At 74.6% G+C, this 16,006-nt stretch carries 10 protein-coding genes; 6 read left to right on the forward strand and 4 right to left on the reverse strand.

The genetic code is table 11. From position 1 onward, the window contains the following. Positions 1–199 precede the first annotated feature (199 nt). Positions 200–3,487 carry a BTAD domain-containing putative transcriptional regulator gene (locus tag ACFW9Z_RS27685; protein ID WP_384645289.1) on the forward strand — a complete coding sequence of 1,096 codons (3,288 nt, stop codon included), beginning with the start codon at positions 200–202 and terminating at the stop codon, positions 3,485–3,487. Here the strand turns inward: ACFW9Z_RS27685 and ACFW9Z_RS27690 are convergent. Continuing rightward, a complete protein-coding gene (locus ACFW9Z_RS27690; protein ID WP_384645290.1) occupies positions 3,432–4,136 on the reverse strand; it encodes a response regulator in 705 nt (234 codons plus the stop codon). The genes ACFW9Z_RS27685 and ACFW9Z_RS27690 overlap by 56 nt on opposite strands. Further along, positions 4,133–5,494, reverse strand: coding sequence for a sensor histidine kinase (locus ACFW9Z_RS27695; RefSeq protein ID WP_384645291.1), 1,362 nt, complete (start codon positions 5,492–5,494; stop codon positions 4,133–4,135). Before ACFW9Z_RS27695 ends, ACFW9Z_RS27690 begins: the two co-directional genes overlap by 4 nt. Before the next feature lie 160 nt (positions 5,495–5,654). Between ACFW9Z_RS27695 and ACFW9Z_RS27700 the strand changes: the two genes are divergently transcribed. Together ACFW9Z_RS27700 and ACFW9Z_RS27705 are read left to right on the forward strand one after the other, a co-directional pair. After that, complete coding sequence (locus ACFW9Z_RS27700) at positions 5,655–6,362, forward strand: ABC transporter ATP-binding protein (RefSeq protein ID WP_384645292.1); 708 nt, start codon at positions 5,655–5,657, stop codon at positions 6,360–6,362. Continuing rightward, complete coding sequence (locus ACFW9Z_RS27705) at positions 6,359–8,707, forward strand: ABC transporter permease (RefSeq protein WP_384645293.1); 2,349 nt, start codon at positions 6,359–6,361, stop codon at positions 8,705–8,707. Before ACFW9Z_RS27700 ends, ACFW9Z_RS27705 begins: the two co-directional genes overlap by 4 nt. Before the next feature lie 86 nt (positions 8,708–8,793). On the opposite strand, the gene ACFW9Z_RS27710 is transcribed toward ACFW9Z_RS27705, so the two are convergent. After that, entirely contained in the window at positions 8,794–10,392 is a 1,599-nt protein-coding gene (locus ACFW9Z_RS27710; RefSeq protein ID WP_384645294.1) for a PQQ-binding-like beta-propeller repeat protein, read from the reverse strand. Continuing rightward, positions 10,392–10,949, reverse strand: coding sequence for a hypothetical protein (locus ACFW9Z_RS27715; RefSeq protein WP_384645295.1), 558 nt, complete (start codon positions 10,947–10,949; stop codon positions 10,392–10,394). Before ACFW9Z_RS27715 ends, ACFW9Z_RS27710 begins: the two co-directional genes overlap by 1 nt. A 221-nt stretch (positions 10,950–11,170) precedes the next feature. Between ACFW9Z_RS27715 and ACFW9Z_RS27720 the strand changes: the two genes are divergently transcribed. The 3 genes from ACFW9Z_RS27720 (at position 11,171) to ACFW9Z_RS27730 (ending at position 15,998) form a co-directional block, all read left to right on the forward strand. Then, positions 11,171–14,422: a BTAD domain-containing putative transcriptional regulator gene (locus ACFW9Z_RS27720; protein ID WP_384645296.1), complete on the forward strand. Its 3,252-nt coding sequence runs from the start codon at positions 11,171–11,173 to the stop codon at positions 14,420–14,422. A gap of 155 nt (positions 14,423–14,577) precedes the next feature. After that, positions 14,578–15,738 (forward strand): NAD(P)/FAD-dependent oxidoreductase, encoded by a 1,161-nt coding sequence (locus tag ACFW9Z_RS27725; protein ID WP_384645297.1) that lies wholly within the window; start codon positions 14,578–14,580, stop codon positions 15,736–15,738. Then, positions 15,735–15,998: a (2Fe-2S)-binding protein gene (locus ACFW9Z_RS27730; RefSeq protein ID WP_384645298.1), complete on the forward strand. Its 264-nt coding sequence runs from the start codon at positions 15,735–15,737 to the stop codon at positions 15,996–15,998. Before ACFW9Z_RS27725 ends, ACFW9Z_RS27730 begins: the two co-directional genes overlap by 4 nt. The last annotated feature ends 8 nt before the right edge of the window (positions 15,999–16,006 follow it).

The raw sequence follows: 16,006 nt of genomic DNA on the forward strand, positions 1-16,006 counted from the left end.
CCCTTCGAGGGCCTGGGGCTGTCCCTCGGGGGCGGGGGACGCTGTCGTCATGTCGGGCATCGGACACTCCTGCTCGGGGTCGGCCGGGCGCCGACGGTGATGGACGGTGCCCACACTGCGGTGGGCCGCTCACGACCGGCTCTCCACTCGCTGTCGACCGGCTCACCGCACGTCACAGCGCTGCGTTACGGTGACGACCATGCGATTCGGGGTGCTGGGGTCACTGGCCGTGTGGACGGCCGACGGCAGCCCCGTCACGGTGCCCGGTGCCAGGACCCGGGCGCTGCTGGCCGCCCTCCTCGCGCACGAGGGGCACCCGGTGAGCGCGGACCGCCTCGTGGACGAGGTGTGGGGCGGGGGCGGACTCCCGGGCAACCCCGCCGCCGCCCTCCAGACCAGGGTCTGGCAACTGCGCAAGGTGCTCGGCGACGCAGAGCCGGGGGGCCGCGACCTGCTGACCCTGCGCGATGACGGATACCTGCTGCGTACGGGGCCGGAGAGCGTCGACCTGGGCCGGTTCCTGGCCCTGGTGGCGCGCGCCCGGGCCGCCGACGGCCCACGGTCCCGCGCGGCTCTGCTGACCGAGGCGCTCGGCCTGTGGCGTGGCGCCCCGTTCTCCGGGTTCGAGGACACCGCCTTCGCCCGTCCGCTCATCACTCGCCTCGAAGAGAGCCACCTCGCCGCCGTGGAGGAGCTGGCCGAGGCCCGGATCGAGCTGGGTGAACAGGTCGCCGTAGCGGGGGAGTTGCAGGAGCTGGTCGGGCGCCACCCGCTCCGTGAGCGGCTGCGCGGCCTTCAGATGCGCGCGCTGTACGCCGCCGGGCGGGCGGGTGAGGCGCTGGCCGGATACCAGGAGCTACGGGCCCGGCTCGCCGACGAACTCGGCCTGGACCCGGGCCCCGAACTCACCGCCCTACACCAGGCGATGCTGGAACGGGCCCCGGAGCTGACCGCCCCCTCCGCCGCCCCGGACCGGCGGCGCCCCGCCACGAACCTGCCCGCCCCGCTGACCGAACTCATCGGCCGTGAGGAGGCGTTGGCCGAAGTGGAGCGCCTTCTCGCCACCGCGCGCCAGGTGACTCTGACCGGCTCCGGGGGCGTCGGCAAGACCCGCTTGGCGCTGGAGGCGGCGGCCCGGCTCGCCGACGGCTTCCCCGACGGTGCCTGGCTGGTCGAGCTGGCCGCGCTGGGCCGTACGGACAGCGCGGACACGGTGGACGCGGTGGCGGAGGCCGTCATGGCGGCGCTCGGCATCCGGGAGGACACGGGGCCCGCCTCGCCCGGTGAGCGGGGCCTCTCCCCGGCCGCCGGGCGTCTCGCGGAGGCGCTGTCGGGCAAGCGCCTCCTGCTGCTCCTGGACAACTGCGAGCACATCGTCGACGCGGTCGCCGAGCTCGCGGCACTCCTGCTGAAGCGCGCACCTGGCCTACGGCTCCTGGCCACCAGCCAGGAGCCGTTCGGGGTGCTGGGCGAGGTGGTGTGGGCGGTTCCTCCGCTGGAGGTGCCCCGGAACGACGGGACCGGGCGACCGCCCCGCGAGCCGGAGTTCGACGAGGTGGCCCGTTCCAGTGCCGTCGCGCTGTTCGCCGCCCGTGCCGCCGCCGCCTCGCCCGGCTTCACGCTCGACGCGCACAACGCCCGGGACGTCGCGGTGATCTGCCGTCGGCTCGACGGAATCCCCCTGGCACTCGAACTGGCCGCCACCCGCGTACGGGCCCTCGGCGTACGGGGGTTGGTCGCCCGGCTGGACGACCGCTTCCGGCTCCTCGCCACCGGCTACCGGGGCGCCCCGCCCCGTCAGCAGACGCTCCGGGCGATGATCGACTGGAGCTGGGACCTGCTGACCGGGCCCGAGCGCGCCGTCCTCCGTCGGCTCGCCGTGCACGCCGACGGCTGCACCCTGGAGGCGGCGGAAGAGGTCTGCGCCGGGCAGGGTGTGGACCGGGACGAGGTCCTGGACCTGCTGGCCCGGCTGGTGGACCGCTCCCTGGTCGTCATGGCCGACGGCGGCGACGGGCCCCGCTACCGGCTCCTCGAATCGGTCGCGCAGTACGGCCTGGCCCGCCTGGACGAGGCGGGCGAGAGCGACGCGACGCACCGCCGCCACCGCCGCTACTACACGGAACTGGCCGAGCGCACAGCCCCGTTGATCCACGGCCCCGGCCAGCGCCACCGGCTGGGCGCCCTGGACACGGAGACCGCCAACCTGCGGCGGGTGCTCCGGTCCGGGGACGGCGACGGTGCGGCCGAGGAGGCCCTGCGCCTGGCCAACGCGCTGACCTGGTACTGGTTCCTGCGGGGCAGGCTGCGCGAGGCCACCCGGTCCCTGGACACGGCGCTCACGGCGGCCGGGCCGGGGGCCCCGGAACCGCTGCGGTCCCGGGCGCGGGCGTGGCGGGCCGGGTTCGCCGTGCTCATCGGCGACGGTACGGAGCGGGCGCGGTACGGCCGGGTCGCCGTGGAGCTCGCCCGCGATGTCACGGACCGGCGGGAGCGGGCCAGGGCCCAGTGGTTCCTCGGCTTCGCCCTGTTCGGCGTCGGGGACCAGGCCACCAGCGAGGAGCTCATCGAGGGGGCGCTGGAAGGGTTCCGGGTGCTCGGCGACACCTGGGGCACCGCCGCGGCACTGAGCGTACGGGCCAACCAGGCCCATGTCCGGGGCGACCTGGACGGGCTCGCGCGCGACGGACACCGCAGCACCGAACTCTTCGCCGAACTGGCCGACGACTGGGGCCAGTTGCAGACCGTCGAGCCGCTTGCCGCGCTGGCGGAGATGGCCGGCGACTACGACCGTGCGGCCCGGCTCCACCAGGAGGGGCTGCGCCGGGCCGAGGACCTGGGGCTCTGGCCGGAGGCCGCCGACCGGCTGACCGGCCTGGGCTCCACCGCCATGCTCACCGGGGACCACGCCCGGGCCCGCGCCTTCCACCAGCGGGCGATGCGGCTGGCGGCCGAACACAGCTTCAAGCCGGGGGAGATCCACGCCGGGATCGGCCTCGGCCTCGGTGCCCGCCGCGAAGGCCGGCTCGACACCGCCGAGACCCATATGCGCCACGCGCTGGAGTGGCAGACGGCCATGTCCTTCGAACCCGGCCGCGCCCTGGTCCTGGCCGAGCTGGGCTTCATCGCCGAACAGCGGGGCCAGGCGGCCGAGGCCCTGCGCCTCCACCGGGAGGGCTGGACCTCCGCGTACAACACCGGCGACCCCCGGGCCATGGCGCTCGCCCTGGAGGGCCTGGCCGGAGCACACGCCCTCGCGGGACACCCCGCGTACGCGGCCCTGCTGCTCGGCGCGGCCCGCACGGCCCGGGAATCGGTCGGCATGCCCCTGCCCCCCGCCGAACGCGGCGACGTCGACCGCATCACGGCGGCGGTCCGGGCCGCCCTCGACGAGGACGCCCACCGGGCGGCGTACGACCGGGGCACCGGGCTCACCCCGGCGGAGGCGCTTGCGGACTGCTGGGCGCCTCGCGAGCTCCGGCGCTGACCAGCCCCGTCTCGTAGGCGACGATGACGGCCTGGACCCGGTCGCGGAGCCCGAGTTTGGCGAGGATGCGGGCGACGTGGGTCTTCACCGTCGCCTCGGCCAGATGGAGGCGGGTGGCGAGTTCGGCGTTGCTCAGTCCTCGGGCCAGCAGACCGAGGACCTCCAGTTCGCGCGGGGTGAGCGAGGCGAGGTCGCGGTGGAGGGCGGCGGTGTCGCCGTCGCGCTGGGCGAACCGCCGCACGAGGCGGCGGGTGATGGCGGGCGCCAGGAGCGCGTCGCCGGTACGGACCGTGCGGACGGCCGCGGTCAGATGCTCGGGGGTGACGTCCTTGAGGAGGAAGCCGCTGGCCCCGGCCGAGAGCGCCGCGTAGACGTACCGGTCGAGGTCGAAGGTGGTCAGGATGATGACGCGGGGTTCACCGGGGGCGCCGGTGAGAATGCGGCGAGTGGCCTCCAGACCGTCCGTCCCGGGCATCCGGACGTCCATCAGGACCACATCGGGACGGGTGCGGCGGACCGCTTCGACCGCCTCGGCCCCGTTGACGGCCTCGGCGACGACGTCGATGCCGTCGGCCCCGAGGATCAGCCGGAAGCCGGTCCGTACCAGAGTCTGGTCGTCGGCGAGGAGCACGCGCAGCGGCTCGGTCACGGGGTCTCCAAGGGGATCAGTGCTTCCAGCCGGTAGCCGCCGGTCAGCCGTCGGCCGGTGTTCAGGGTTCCGTCGTGGACGGCGAGGCGCTCGCGCAGCCCGATCAGGCCCCGGCCGTTTCCGGCGGGCGCGCCCGCGCCCGGGTCCCCACCGGTGTCGGTGACCTCCACCCGGAGCCGCTCCGGTCCGTACTCGACGGTCACGGCGGCGGAGGCGCCGGACGCGTGCTTCACGGTGTTGGTCAGGGCTTCCTGGACCACACGGTACGCGGCGAGTTCGAGGCCGGGCGGCAGGGGGCGGGGCGCTCCGGTCACGGTCAGGTCGACGGGCAGCCCGGTGTCCCGGACCCGACCGACCAGCGTCTCCAGCTGGTCCAGGCCGGGTTGCGGGGCCAGCTCCGCCGGGTCGGCCAGGTCCGCGCCTCCGCCCGCCGCCTCGCCCTCGTCGGCCATGGTGAGCAGCCCCATGACATGGCGCAGCTCGGTCATGGCGGCCCGCCCGCCCGCCTCGACGGCGAGCAGCGCCTCGCCGGCCTGCTCGGGGGAGGTTCCCATGATCTTGCGTGCGGCGCCCGCCTGGATGATCATCACGCTGACGTTGTGCGTGACGACGTCGTGCAGTTCGCGGGCGATCCTGGCCCGCTCGTGCTCGACGGCCCGGCGCAGCGCCTCGGCCTGTTCGTGCTCCAGGGCGGAGAGCCGGGTGCGGCCCTCGTCGGTCCGGAGCTTCCAGGTACGCAGGCCGACGGCGGTCACGGCCATCGGGACCAGGATCAGCAGGGCGATGTGCTCGGTGGGGACGATCGGGGTCACCGAGTTCGCCGAGGTGCCGACCAGGACGACCGACACCGGCAGCGCCCCCAGGGCCGCCACCCGGTACGGGCTGTACACGACGGCGCTGTAGACGGCGACGACGAACGCGTAGAACGTCAGCCGCAGGACGCTCTGCGGAGTCGCCAGGGTCGCGACCGTCACGACGCACAGCACGGCGAGCGGGTAGCGGCGGCGCAGCGCCAGAGCGCCCGAGGCCAGGGCCGCCAGGGTCACCATGAAGGCCAGGCCGCCGGGGCCGGACGGGCGCGGAACGACGTGCTCCACGCCGGGCGTGATCGTACGCACCACGACGACACCGACGTTGTCGATGGCGTAGTAGACGGTGGCGATTCCGAGTACCAGCGCCACCAGCCCGTCGAACTGCCGGGCCCGCCGGGTGGGCCGCAGTGGTGGACCGCTCGGAAGCCCGGCATCGCGGACCGCCCGGCGGGCACCTTCCCGCAGCCGCTCCAGCGTCGTACGTACGTCCGTCACGGGTTCATTCTCGCCGCCGCACGGAGCTGCGGAGTCCGTCCCGGTGGCCATTCCCACCGCACCGGATACATCACCCGACTACATCGCGGGGATGACGTCTCCGGGGATCGTCCCGGCGCGGTACCGCAAGGGGTCCGGACGGGCGACGCGCGCGGGCCGGGCCCGCTCCTAGCGTTCACGGGGCCGACCACCCGTATGCAAGGAGCCCTTCATGACCACGCCGGTGATCGAACTGCGCGAGGTGAGCCGCCGCTACGACGACGGCCCGCCCGCTCTGGACAACGTGTCGCTGACGGTGCGGCCCGGCGAGGCCGTCGCGGTCCTCGGCCCCTCCGGCAGCGGCAAGTCCACGGTGCTCAATCTGATCGCGGGCCTGGACCGGCCCGATACGGGAACCGTCACCGTGGACGGGGTGCGGGTGGACCGGCTGGGCGAAGCAGGATCGGCGCTCTACCGACGGTCGAAGATCGGCATGGTCTTCCAGTTCTTCAACCTGCTCGACGATCTGACCGTCACCGACAACGTCGTCCTGCCCGCGCGCCTCGCGGGTACGGCACGGGGCGAAGCGGACCGCCGGGCGGCGGAACTCCTGGAACTGCTGGGCATCGGCCGGCACGCCCGCGCCCACCCGGGGCGGCTGTCCGGCGGCGAGCGCCAGCGCGTCGCGGTGGCCCGGGCGTTGATGAACCGGCCGGCGCTGCTCCTGGCCGACGAGCCGACCGGGGCCCTGGACACCGCCGCCGGACAGGACGTCAGCAAGCTGCTCACCGAACTCAACGCGGAGGGCCAGACCGTCGTCGTGGTCACCCACGACCTGGCACTGGCCCGGTCCTGCACGAACCGTACGGTCCGGATCGCCGACGGCCGGATCACCGAGGACGTCCGGACGCAGGCCGTCGCCCCGGAGGCCGTCCGATGAGCGCGCTCGGCACGGTGGTGCGCTCGGGGGTGGGACGGCGCCGGGTGCAGACGCTGGTGATCGGGCTCGCCACGATGATGGCGGTGGCCGCCTCCGTCCTCGGCGGAACGCTGCTGGTGGTCTCCGGCGCGCCCTTCGACGACGCCTTCGCCCGGCAGCACGGCGCACATCTGTCCGTGCACTTCGACGCGGGCGAGGTGAGCGCCGGGCAGCTGTCGCGGTCGAAGGAGGCCGAAGGGGTGAGCAGCGCGGCCGGGCCGTTCCGTACGGCGACGGTCACCCCACGGTCGGACGGGCCGGGCCCCGGGTGGCCGATGACCGTGGTCGGCCGGGGCGATCCCGGCCGGGACGTCGACGAGGTGGCCCTGCTCGACGGGCGGTGGCCCACGCGGCCCGGCGAGATCGTGCTGTCCGCCGACTCCTCGCTCCTCCCCACCATGGGCATGGAGATCGGCTTCCCGGCTCTGCCCGGCGGTCCGACGCTGACGGTGGTCGGTGTGGCCCGCTCGGTCACGGGGACCGCTGACGCCTGGGTGGTGCCGTCCCAGATGGCGGCCCTCACCGCGTCCGGCGGCGGCGGCCACCAGATGCTCTACCGCTTCACCGACGCGGACACCGCCGCGCAGATCACCGCGGGCGGCAAGGCCGTCACGGAATCCCTGCCGCCGGGATCGGCCGTCGGCGAACAGTCCTGGCTCACCGTCAGGAAGTCCGCCGAGCGCGACACCGCCCTCTACATCCCGTTCCTCATCGCGTTCGGCGCCCTGGGCCTCGTCATGTCGGTGCTCGTCGTCGGCAACGTCGTCGCGTCGGCCGTGGGCACGGCGACGCGCCGCATCGGCATCCTCAAGGCCGTCGGCTTCACCCCGGCCCAGGTCGTCCGGGCCTACGTGGGCCAGGCGCTGATCCCGGCCGCCGTCGGCACGGCCCTCGGTGTCCTCGTCGGCCATCTGCTCGCCGTCCCCGTACTGGCCGAGACCGGGGAGGTGTACGGCACCTCGTCCCTGGCCGTCGCCCCCTGGGTGGACCTGACGGTGATCGCCGGGGTGCTCGGGCTGGTGGCGGTGACCGCGTGGGCGAGTGCCTTGCGGGCCGGGCGGCTGCGTACGGTCGACGCGCTCGCCGTGGGCCGTACGGCTTCGGCGGGGCGCGGCCGGTGGGCGGCCCGTCTGGCCGGACGGCTGCCGTTGCCACAGCCGGTCGCCCTGGGCCTGGCGAGGCCCTTCGCGCGGCCCGCCCGCGCGCTGGCCCTGGGCACGGCGGTCCTGTTCGGCACCATCGCCGTCACGTTCACCGTGGGGACGGTCGCCTCGCTCGGCGAGGTGATGAAGGCCCGGGCCCACGATGCCGCCGATGTCGTCGTGCCCGCGCCCCCGCCGGACTTCGGACCTCAGAGCCCGGCCCCCGGGAAGCGGCCCGAGGTCGATCCCGCCGCCGTCACGGCGGCCATCGGGGCCGCCGCCGGAACCGGGAAGCACTACAGCGCCGCGAAGGTACGGGCGACCGTGTCGGGCCTGACCGGCACCGTCGACGTGATCGCCTTCACCGGCGACGCCTCCTGGGGCGGCTACACGATGGTCTCGGGCCGCTGGATCGACCAGCCCGGCGAGGCCGTGGTCCCCACCCCCTTCCTGGCCGCCACCGGCACCCGTATCGGCTCCACCGTCACCCTGGACGGCCTGGCCGAGCCGGTCACGGTCCGGATCGTCGGCGAGGTCCTCGACCCCCGCAGGGGCGGCATGCAGGTCTTCACCGACGCCACGACCCTCACGGCCGCGCATCCCGACCTGACGGAGACGAGCCATCACATCGCGGTCACGTCGGGCACCGACGTGACCGGTTACGTCGACGCGCTGAACGAGGACCTGGCGCCGCTGGGGGCCGGCGCCCGGACCGGCGGGCTCGACACCGGCGGCGACATGGCCGTCACGCTCAACGCGCTGTCCGTGACCCTCACGCTGATCCTCGTCGCCGTCGCCGCGCTCGGGGTGCTCAACGGCGTGCTGCTCGACACCCGCGAGCGCGTCCGGGAGATCGGGGTCCACAAGGCGCTCGGCATGACCCCCCGGCAGACGGTCGCGACGGTCCTCACCCCGGTCGCCGTGACCGGGCTGGTCGCGGGGGCTCTGGGCGTGCCGCTCGGCGTCGCCCTGCACGGCTGGGTCGTCCCCGCGATGGGCGACAGCGTGGGGCTCCGCCTCCCCGATTCCGTCATCGCCGTCCACCACGGGGCCGTACTGCTCCCGCTCTCACTCGGCGGCCTGCTCATCGCCACCCTGGGCGCGCTCCCGCCCGCCTGCTGGGCCGCCGGAGCCCGAACCTCCACGGCTCTGCGCACCGAATAGGGAGGCCGGGTCCGGGGCTCGCGCCTCTCACGGGCTCCCGGGGGCCTTCATGGGCCCCCGGGACCCTTATGGGCTCTCGGGGACCCTCATGGGCTCCCGGGAGCGAAGGAGATCATGCGGGCCTCGCGCCTGGTGTCCTCGCCGTCCACGATCGACGGCGTGATGACGATCCGGTCCTTCACATAGGCCAGGCGCCCGGCGAACATCCCGGACTCCGTGGCACGGGCCGACTGAGGATGGAGCAGCACCTGCTTCTTCGTCTCCACCCCGCCCGGCCCGAGCCGGATGATCCCGCCCTCCCGGCCCGGCAGGGACCGCTCGTAGACGTGCGCGAACGTCCCGTTCTCCTCGCGCAGGGGGTGCAGGGTGCTCTCCTCGGACTTCACGCCCCAGACGAACTTCCCGGTGGAGAGGTCGTAGGCGCCCACCTGCGCGGTGCCCCCGACATGGACGGCGTTCTTGCCGACGATCATTCCCGGACAGTTCTGGATGCCCTGGCCCGAGTCCCCTGAGTCGCCGCAGTACGCGAAGCCCTTCGGCCGGGCGTCGATGGTGGTACGGAGCTTGCCGCCGGGACCGAGGACGGCGATCCGCCAGTTGTTGATCCTGTCCTCGACGTCGCGTGTGGTGAAGACGGCGGGGGCGACGGAGATCACCTTGCCGACCGTCCAGCCCGCCTTGGTCCGGTGGCGCCAGCGGACCTTCCCGGTGCGCGGGACGATCTCGCGGAGCTGGCTGTACGTCTTGCCCCGGTCGGCGCTGATCGCGCAGGTGGAGTGCAGCAGGAGCCGGGGGCCGCCCGCCACGTCGTCCGGGTAGCACCTCCCGGGGTTCTCCATCGGGATGTCGTAGAGCTTCTTGCCGTCGTCGACCCCGTACGCGGCGGCCTTCATGCCCTGGACGACCGCGAGGACATCGCCGCTGATGGCGGTGTGCACGATGATCGTGTCGCCTCTGGAGGCCTCGGTCAGCTCCTTCTGCCACCCCGCCTTCCCGGTCCGCAGATCGATCATCTGGAGCTGGTTGCACCGGTTCCCGCTGTGCGCCTGGCTGTTCTTGTAGACCACGACGACCTTGCCGTCGGGGGTCGGGTTGACCGGCGTCTCGCAGACGGGCGCGGGCAGCGGCACGCTCCACACCTCGGCGCCGTCCGAGAGCCGGTAGGCGGTGACCTTCCGGTGCATGGCCTGGACGACCGTGTCACCGACGATCCACAGATCGTGGAGCAGGATGTTGCGCCCCGGCAGATCGGTCGGGTCGTCGACGACCCACGCCGTGGCGTCGCCCGGCGCGCGCCCGGCGTTGATCTCCTCCGACGTCGGGATCCGCTTCGGCTCGGGCGTGCCGACCGAGGGCGAAGGGGGAGCGGAGGGCGTCCCGGAAATGGACGGTGTCTCCGCAGGAGTCGGTGTCTTCTCCTTCGCCGCAGGAGCCCCGGGCGCGGCGGAGCCGCCCCACCTGCCGTCGGTGACGGCGTACACCCCTCCCCCCGCCACCAGGAGCAGCAGGACGACGGCGGCGGCGATCAGCGGCACCTTGCTCTTGCTCTTGCCCTGGCCCGACCGCGCGGGGCGGCCCGGCTCCACCGGAGGGCCGAAGCTCTCGGTGGCGTACGGGTTCCCCGGCAACGGCCGGTTCTCCGGGGGCAGTTCCCAGGGGTGGGGCGGGCGCGGCCGGTCCGCCATCAACGGTCCCGCTGGGAGGCGAGGCGTTCCCCGGTCGGCTCGGCGACGACGATCTGGATGTGCGCCGGGGCGTACTTGCGGGCCTTGCGGACCATCTTGTCCAGGTCGAACTTGCCGCTCGGGACGGCGACATGGAGCTGGGCGGGCATGGCCGGGTGCGGGGCCGGGCCGTTCGCACCGGGCGGCAGTGCAGCTCCGGGGCGCAGCCGGGCACCGATCAGCGTCTGCCGGTCGTCCGGCGTGGCCACCACGAACTGCGTGACGTCCGGCCACGGCAGCAGCAGCTCGCCGAACCGGGCGCCGGCCGCGTCGAACTGGAAGGCGGTGCGCCGCTTCTCGTACCAGGAGATGATGAAGGGGATCGCCAGGACGATGACCGTGCCGCCCTTCATGTCGAGCGCCCAGCCGAACAGCAGGGCCAGCGCCACGACACCCAGGATCAGCCCCCACAGGCCCGCCTGGTCCTGGGCGGAGAACGGGTGGGCGACCCGGTAGCGCTCCCAGCGCGCACCCCGGCGGGTGGGCTGCGCGGCGGGAGCGCGATTGCCGTGGGACATGGTGTTCTTCCTCTCTCGACGACGCGCCGGCCTGCTCGGTTCCCCGGTGACCGAGCAGGCGCCCCGGCGGCGCCGACACCGACGCAACCTGGCAAACTCTGTCGCGGCGCGCTGAAATACCGAAGAAATTCCGCTGAAGCAGGTACGGGAAGCAGGTACCTGAAGCAGGGGCCGGGGAGTTGCGCGGGCTCGGGGCGCACGGGGGACGTGGGGACGGCGACATGGACGTGGACGCAGAGACACCGGCCGCGCATCCGGCCGGTGCGGACGGGTCCGTACGGATCGATCTGCTCGGGCCGGTCAGGGCCCGGCGTGGCGAGGTGGGGCTCGCACTCGGCCCGGTACGGCGGCAGGCGGTGCTCGCGGCCCTGATCCTGCGGGCGCCCGCCTTCGTGACGTACGGGCAACTGCTGGACGACGTATGGGGATCCGAGACCCCGGGTACGGGCCACCGGGTCCTGTCGAGCTACGTCTACGCGCTGCGCAAGGCCCTGGACGGGGCGGCCGCCGGAGCGTACACCGGTACGGGTTCCGGGGCGGCCCGGTCGGTCATCCGGGGCGGGCGCGGCGGCTACCGCTTCGCGCCCGAAGGAGCCCGGACCGACCTCGCCGACCTCGCCGAACAGGCCGGGCTCGCCCAGCGCGCGAAGGCCGCCGGTGACCTCGGCGCGGCGCTCGTCCACGGCGGCCGGGCCCTGGAGCTGTTCCGGGGCGAGCCGCTGCCCGGACTGCCCGGACCGCTCGCCGACACCGAGCGCACCCGCCTGGCCCGGCAGCGGCGCACCCTGCATCAGGACCGGGCGGAGTGCCTGGTGCTGCTCGGGCGCCACCCGGAGGCGCTGGACGCCCTCATGGCGGCGCCCCTGGCCCAGCCCCTGGACGAGCCGCTCGCCGGACTGCGGATGCGGGCGCTGTACGGGAGCGGCCGGCAGGCCGAGGCGCTCGACCTCTACCAGGAGACGCGGCGCCGCCTCCTCGACGAGCTCGGTATGGAGCCGGGCGATGAACTGCGCCGCGTGCACCAGGCGGTGCTGCGCCGGGACGAACTGACGCTGCTCGGCCGCGAGGCGGGGTCGACCACGACCGGCAGCCGTGAGGCAGGGCCGACCGCAACTGGCAGCCGCGAGGCGGGGTCGACCACGACCGGCAGCCGTGAGGCAGGGCCGACCGCAACTGGCAGCCGCGAGGAGAGGCCGACCGCGACCGGCAGCCGAGAGGCGGGGCCGACCGCGACGGGCAGCCGCGAGGCGGGGCCGACCGCAACCGACACCCCAGCCGCCGTCCCAGCCGCTGCCCCCGCCTTCGCCTCCGCCTCCGCCCCAGGGCCGCCCGACCCCTCCCCCGACCGCACCACCCCCACCCCCGCCCCCTCCCGCCCCCGGCGCAACGACCTCCCCGGCGACACCGCCTGCCTGATCGGCCGGGAGGAGGAACTGACCCTGCTCACCGCCCCCGTCTCCCCGGAGGGCGTCTCCGTGGTGGCGGTCGACGGCACGGCGGGCGTCGGCAAGACGGCCCTGGTGGTGCGCGCCGCCCGGGCGCTCGGTGATGCCTACCCCGACGGCTGCCTCTTCGTGGACCTGCACAGCCACGGCGCCGCCCACGAGAGCGTCACCCCTCAGAGGGCCCTGCGCCGACTGCTGCGGGCGGTCCGGGGCGGGGACGCGATCCCGGACGACCTGGACGACATGGCGGACCTCGTCGCGGCCTGGCGCGCGGCCACGAGTGAGCTGCGCCTGCTCCTGGTCGTCGACGACGCCCGCAGCGCCGCGCAGGTGCGCCCGCTGCTGCCCGCCGGACCGGGCAGCCGGGTCCTGGTGGCGGGGCGGCAGCGGCTGCTCGGCCTCGACGCCGATCTGCGGCTCACCGTGGAACCGCTGGACACCCCCGGAGCCGTCGGCCTGCTCCGGGCGCTCATCGGGGAGTCCCGGGCGGAGCGCGAGCCGGAGGCGGCCCTCGAACTCGCCCGGCGCTGCGGCGGTCTGCCCCTGGCGCTGCGCATCGCGAGCGCCCGGCTGCAGAACCGCCCGTCCTGGACCCTGGCCTTCCTGGCCGGCCGGATGTCCGACGACGCGCGGAGCCTCGGCGAGCTGCGGGCCGGGGACCGCAGCGTGGAGGCGGCGTTCCGGATGTCGTACGACCAGCTCACCCCGGAACTGCGGCGCGGTTTCCGGGCGTTGGGCCTGGCCCCGACCGCCCGCTTCGACGCGCTCACCCTCGCCGCGATGCTGGACGTTCCCCGGGAGGAGGCCGAAGACCTCCTGGAGGACCTGGTCGACGCGAGCCTGCTCCAGCAGCCGCACCCCGGCCGCTACCGGCTGCACGACCTCGTACGGGCCCACGCGCGGCATCTCGCCACCGAAGCGCCCGAGGAGGCGGACGCGGACCGCACCGCGATCCTGGACCTCTATACGGCGGCGGGCCGCATCGCCGGGGACTGGGGGCCCGAAGGCTTCTCCGGCGACCCCGACGTCACGAGCGGTTCGCCCTTCCCGGGCTGGCGGGAGGCTTCGGCGTGGCTGAGGGCGGCGGGCGGCGAACTGGTCGATGTGGTGGCGTACGCGGCTGCCGCCGACCGGTTCGACCACGCCTGCCGGATCGCCGAAGCCCTGGTCGACCCGCTGGTCCACCAGGGCCGCTACCACGAGTGCCGTGCCGTCCTGGAGCTCGCGCTGCCGTGCGCGGACCTGGGGGCCGACCGGCGGATGGCCGCGTCGCTGCGCAACTGCATGGGGATGGTCGACATCTACCAGGGGCGGTTCCGGCAGGCGCACGCCTGGTTCACCGAGGCGCTGCGTCTCGGCCGTGGCCAGGACGACCCGCGGGAACAGGCCCGGGCGATCGCCGGGCTGGGCTCCACCGCATGGATTCTGGGGGACATCGAGGGGGCCGTCGCGCACCTGGGCGAGGCGGTGGCGTCGGCGGCCCGGATCGGCGACGACTGGCTGACCGGGATCGCGTCCTGCAACCTCGGCGCGCTCCTCTCCCAGCAGGGCCGGCACGAACGGGCCCTGGAGCACTACACCACCGCGCTCACCATCGCCGAGAAGAACGGCCGCCCCAGAACGATCAGCAACGCCCTGTGCTTCGTCTCCGACGCCCAACTGGCCCTCGGGCGGCACGCGGAGGCCGCGCACCTGCTGCGGCGGGCGGTCGGGCTGGCCCGGGAGGCGGAGGACCTGACCCTGCACGCGGCGACCCTGTCCCGGCTCGCGACGGCGGAGCACGTCCAGGGCAGTCTGTGCTCCGCCGTCGACATCCACCGCGAGGCCCTGTCCACGCTCACGCCGGGCGCGAGCACCTGGCTGGAGATGGAGGTACGCATCCGGCTGGGCAGTACGTACGCGGCGGCGGGCCGACACGCCGAGGCCCGGCAGGAGTTCGAGACCGCCCTCGCCCTGCCCGGAGCCGCCGACCACCCCCGGCAGAACGGCATGGCCCGCGAGGGGCTGCGCGGTCTCGACGCCCTCTAAAGGGGACGCCCTCTGAAGGGACGCCCCCTGAAGGGCGCCTCCACGGGGTGCCGGACCCGGCCGAAAGTCACCCCGTCGGCGCCGTTGTCTTCGGATCGGGCGGATGTATAGCCTGAGCAATGGCATGTGACATTGCACTAGCTGCTGGGGGTGACATGGAAGTCGTCGTCGTGGGCGCGGGCATCGTGGGTGCCGCGTGCGCGTTCCACGCCGCCTCGGCGGGCCTCGGCGTCACGGTCCTCGACCGGGGCCCGGTCGGTGCCGGGACCACCAGCCGGGGCGAGGGCAACATCCTCCTCTCCGACAAGGCCCCGGGCCCCGAACTGGAGCTGGCCCGCCTCAGCCGCGCCCTGTGGGACGAGGCCGCCGGGGAACTCGGCGCAGAGAGCGTCGAGTTCGAGGCCAAGGGCGGCCTGGTCGTCGCGAGTACGCCCGAAGCCCTCACCACCCTGCACGCGTTCGCCGCGAGCCAGGCGGCGTCCGGTGTCCGCACCGAACCCGCCGACCGCGTCCGCGACCTCGAACCGCACCTCGCCCCCGGGCTCCCCGGTGGCGTCCACTACCCCCAGGATGCCCAGGTGCAGCCCGTCCTCGCGGCGGCCGGACTGCTGCGCGCCGCCGTCCGGCGAGGGGCACGGGTGCGGACCGGCGAGGCTGTCGCGGCGGTCACCGGGCCCGGCGGCCGGATCACCGGAGTCCGTACCGCCGACGGCGCGGTGCTCCCCGCCGACGCCGTGGTGAACGCGGCCGGGACCTGGGGCGGCGAGGTCGGCCGACGGCTCGGCGCCCCGGTCGAGATCCTGCCCCGCCGGGGCTTCGTCCTCGTCACCGAACCGCTGCCGCCGATGATCCGGCACAAGGTGTACGCCGCCGACTACGTCGCCGATGTGGCCTCCAGCAACGCCGGGCTGGAGACCTCGTGCGTCGTCGAGGGCACCAGGGCGGGCACGATCCTGATCGGTGCCAGCCGCGAGCGCGTCGGCTTCGACACCGCCATGAACCCGGCCGTCGTCGCCGCGCTCGCCGCCCAGGCGTGCCGCCTCTTCCCGTTCCTGCGCACCACCCATCTGATCCGCGCCTACCGGGGCTTCCGCCCGTACTGCCCGGACCATCTGCCGGTCATCGGCCCGGACCCCCGCGTCCCCGGCGTCGTCCACGCGTGCGGCCACGAGGGCGCGGGCATCGGGCTCGCCCCGGGGACCGGAGCCCTGGTCACCGCCCAGCTGCTCGGCCGCCCCTGGCGCGGCGCCGACCCGGCCGCCCACACCGGCCTCCTGCCCGACCGACTCCTCACCACCGGAGGTGTGCCGAAGTGACAGCAGTGACCGCGTTCACCGTGGACGGCGAACCGCTGCCGTTCGTACCGGGACAGACCCTGGCCGCCGCGCTCGTCGCCTCGGGCCGGGTCGCCTGGCGGACCACCCGGACCGGGCAGCGGCCCCGGGGCATCTTCTGCGGGATCGGCGTCTGTTACGACTGCCTGGTGACCGTCGACGGAACGGGCGGACAGCGCGCCTGCCTGGTCCGGGCCCGCCCGGGCATGGCCGTCACGACGGGGGAGGCCGACGATGAGTGAGCCTCATG

It is taken from the genome of Streptomyces sp. NPDC059452 (assembly GCF_042750035.1).
In the GTDB taxonomy this organism is placed as follows: domain Bacteria; phylum Actinomycetota; class Actinomycetes; order Streptomycetales; family Streptomycetaceae; genus Streptomyces.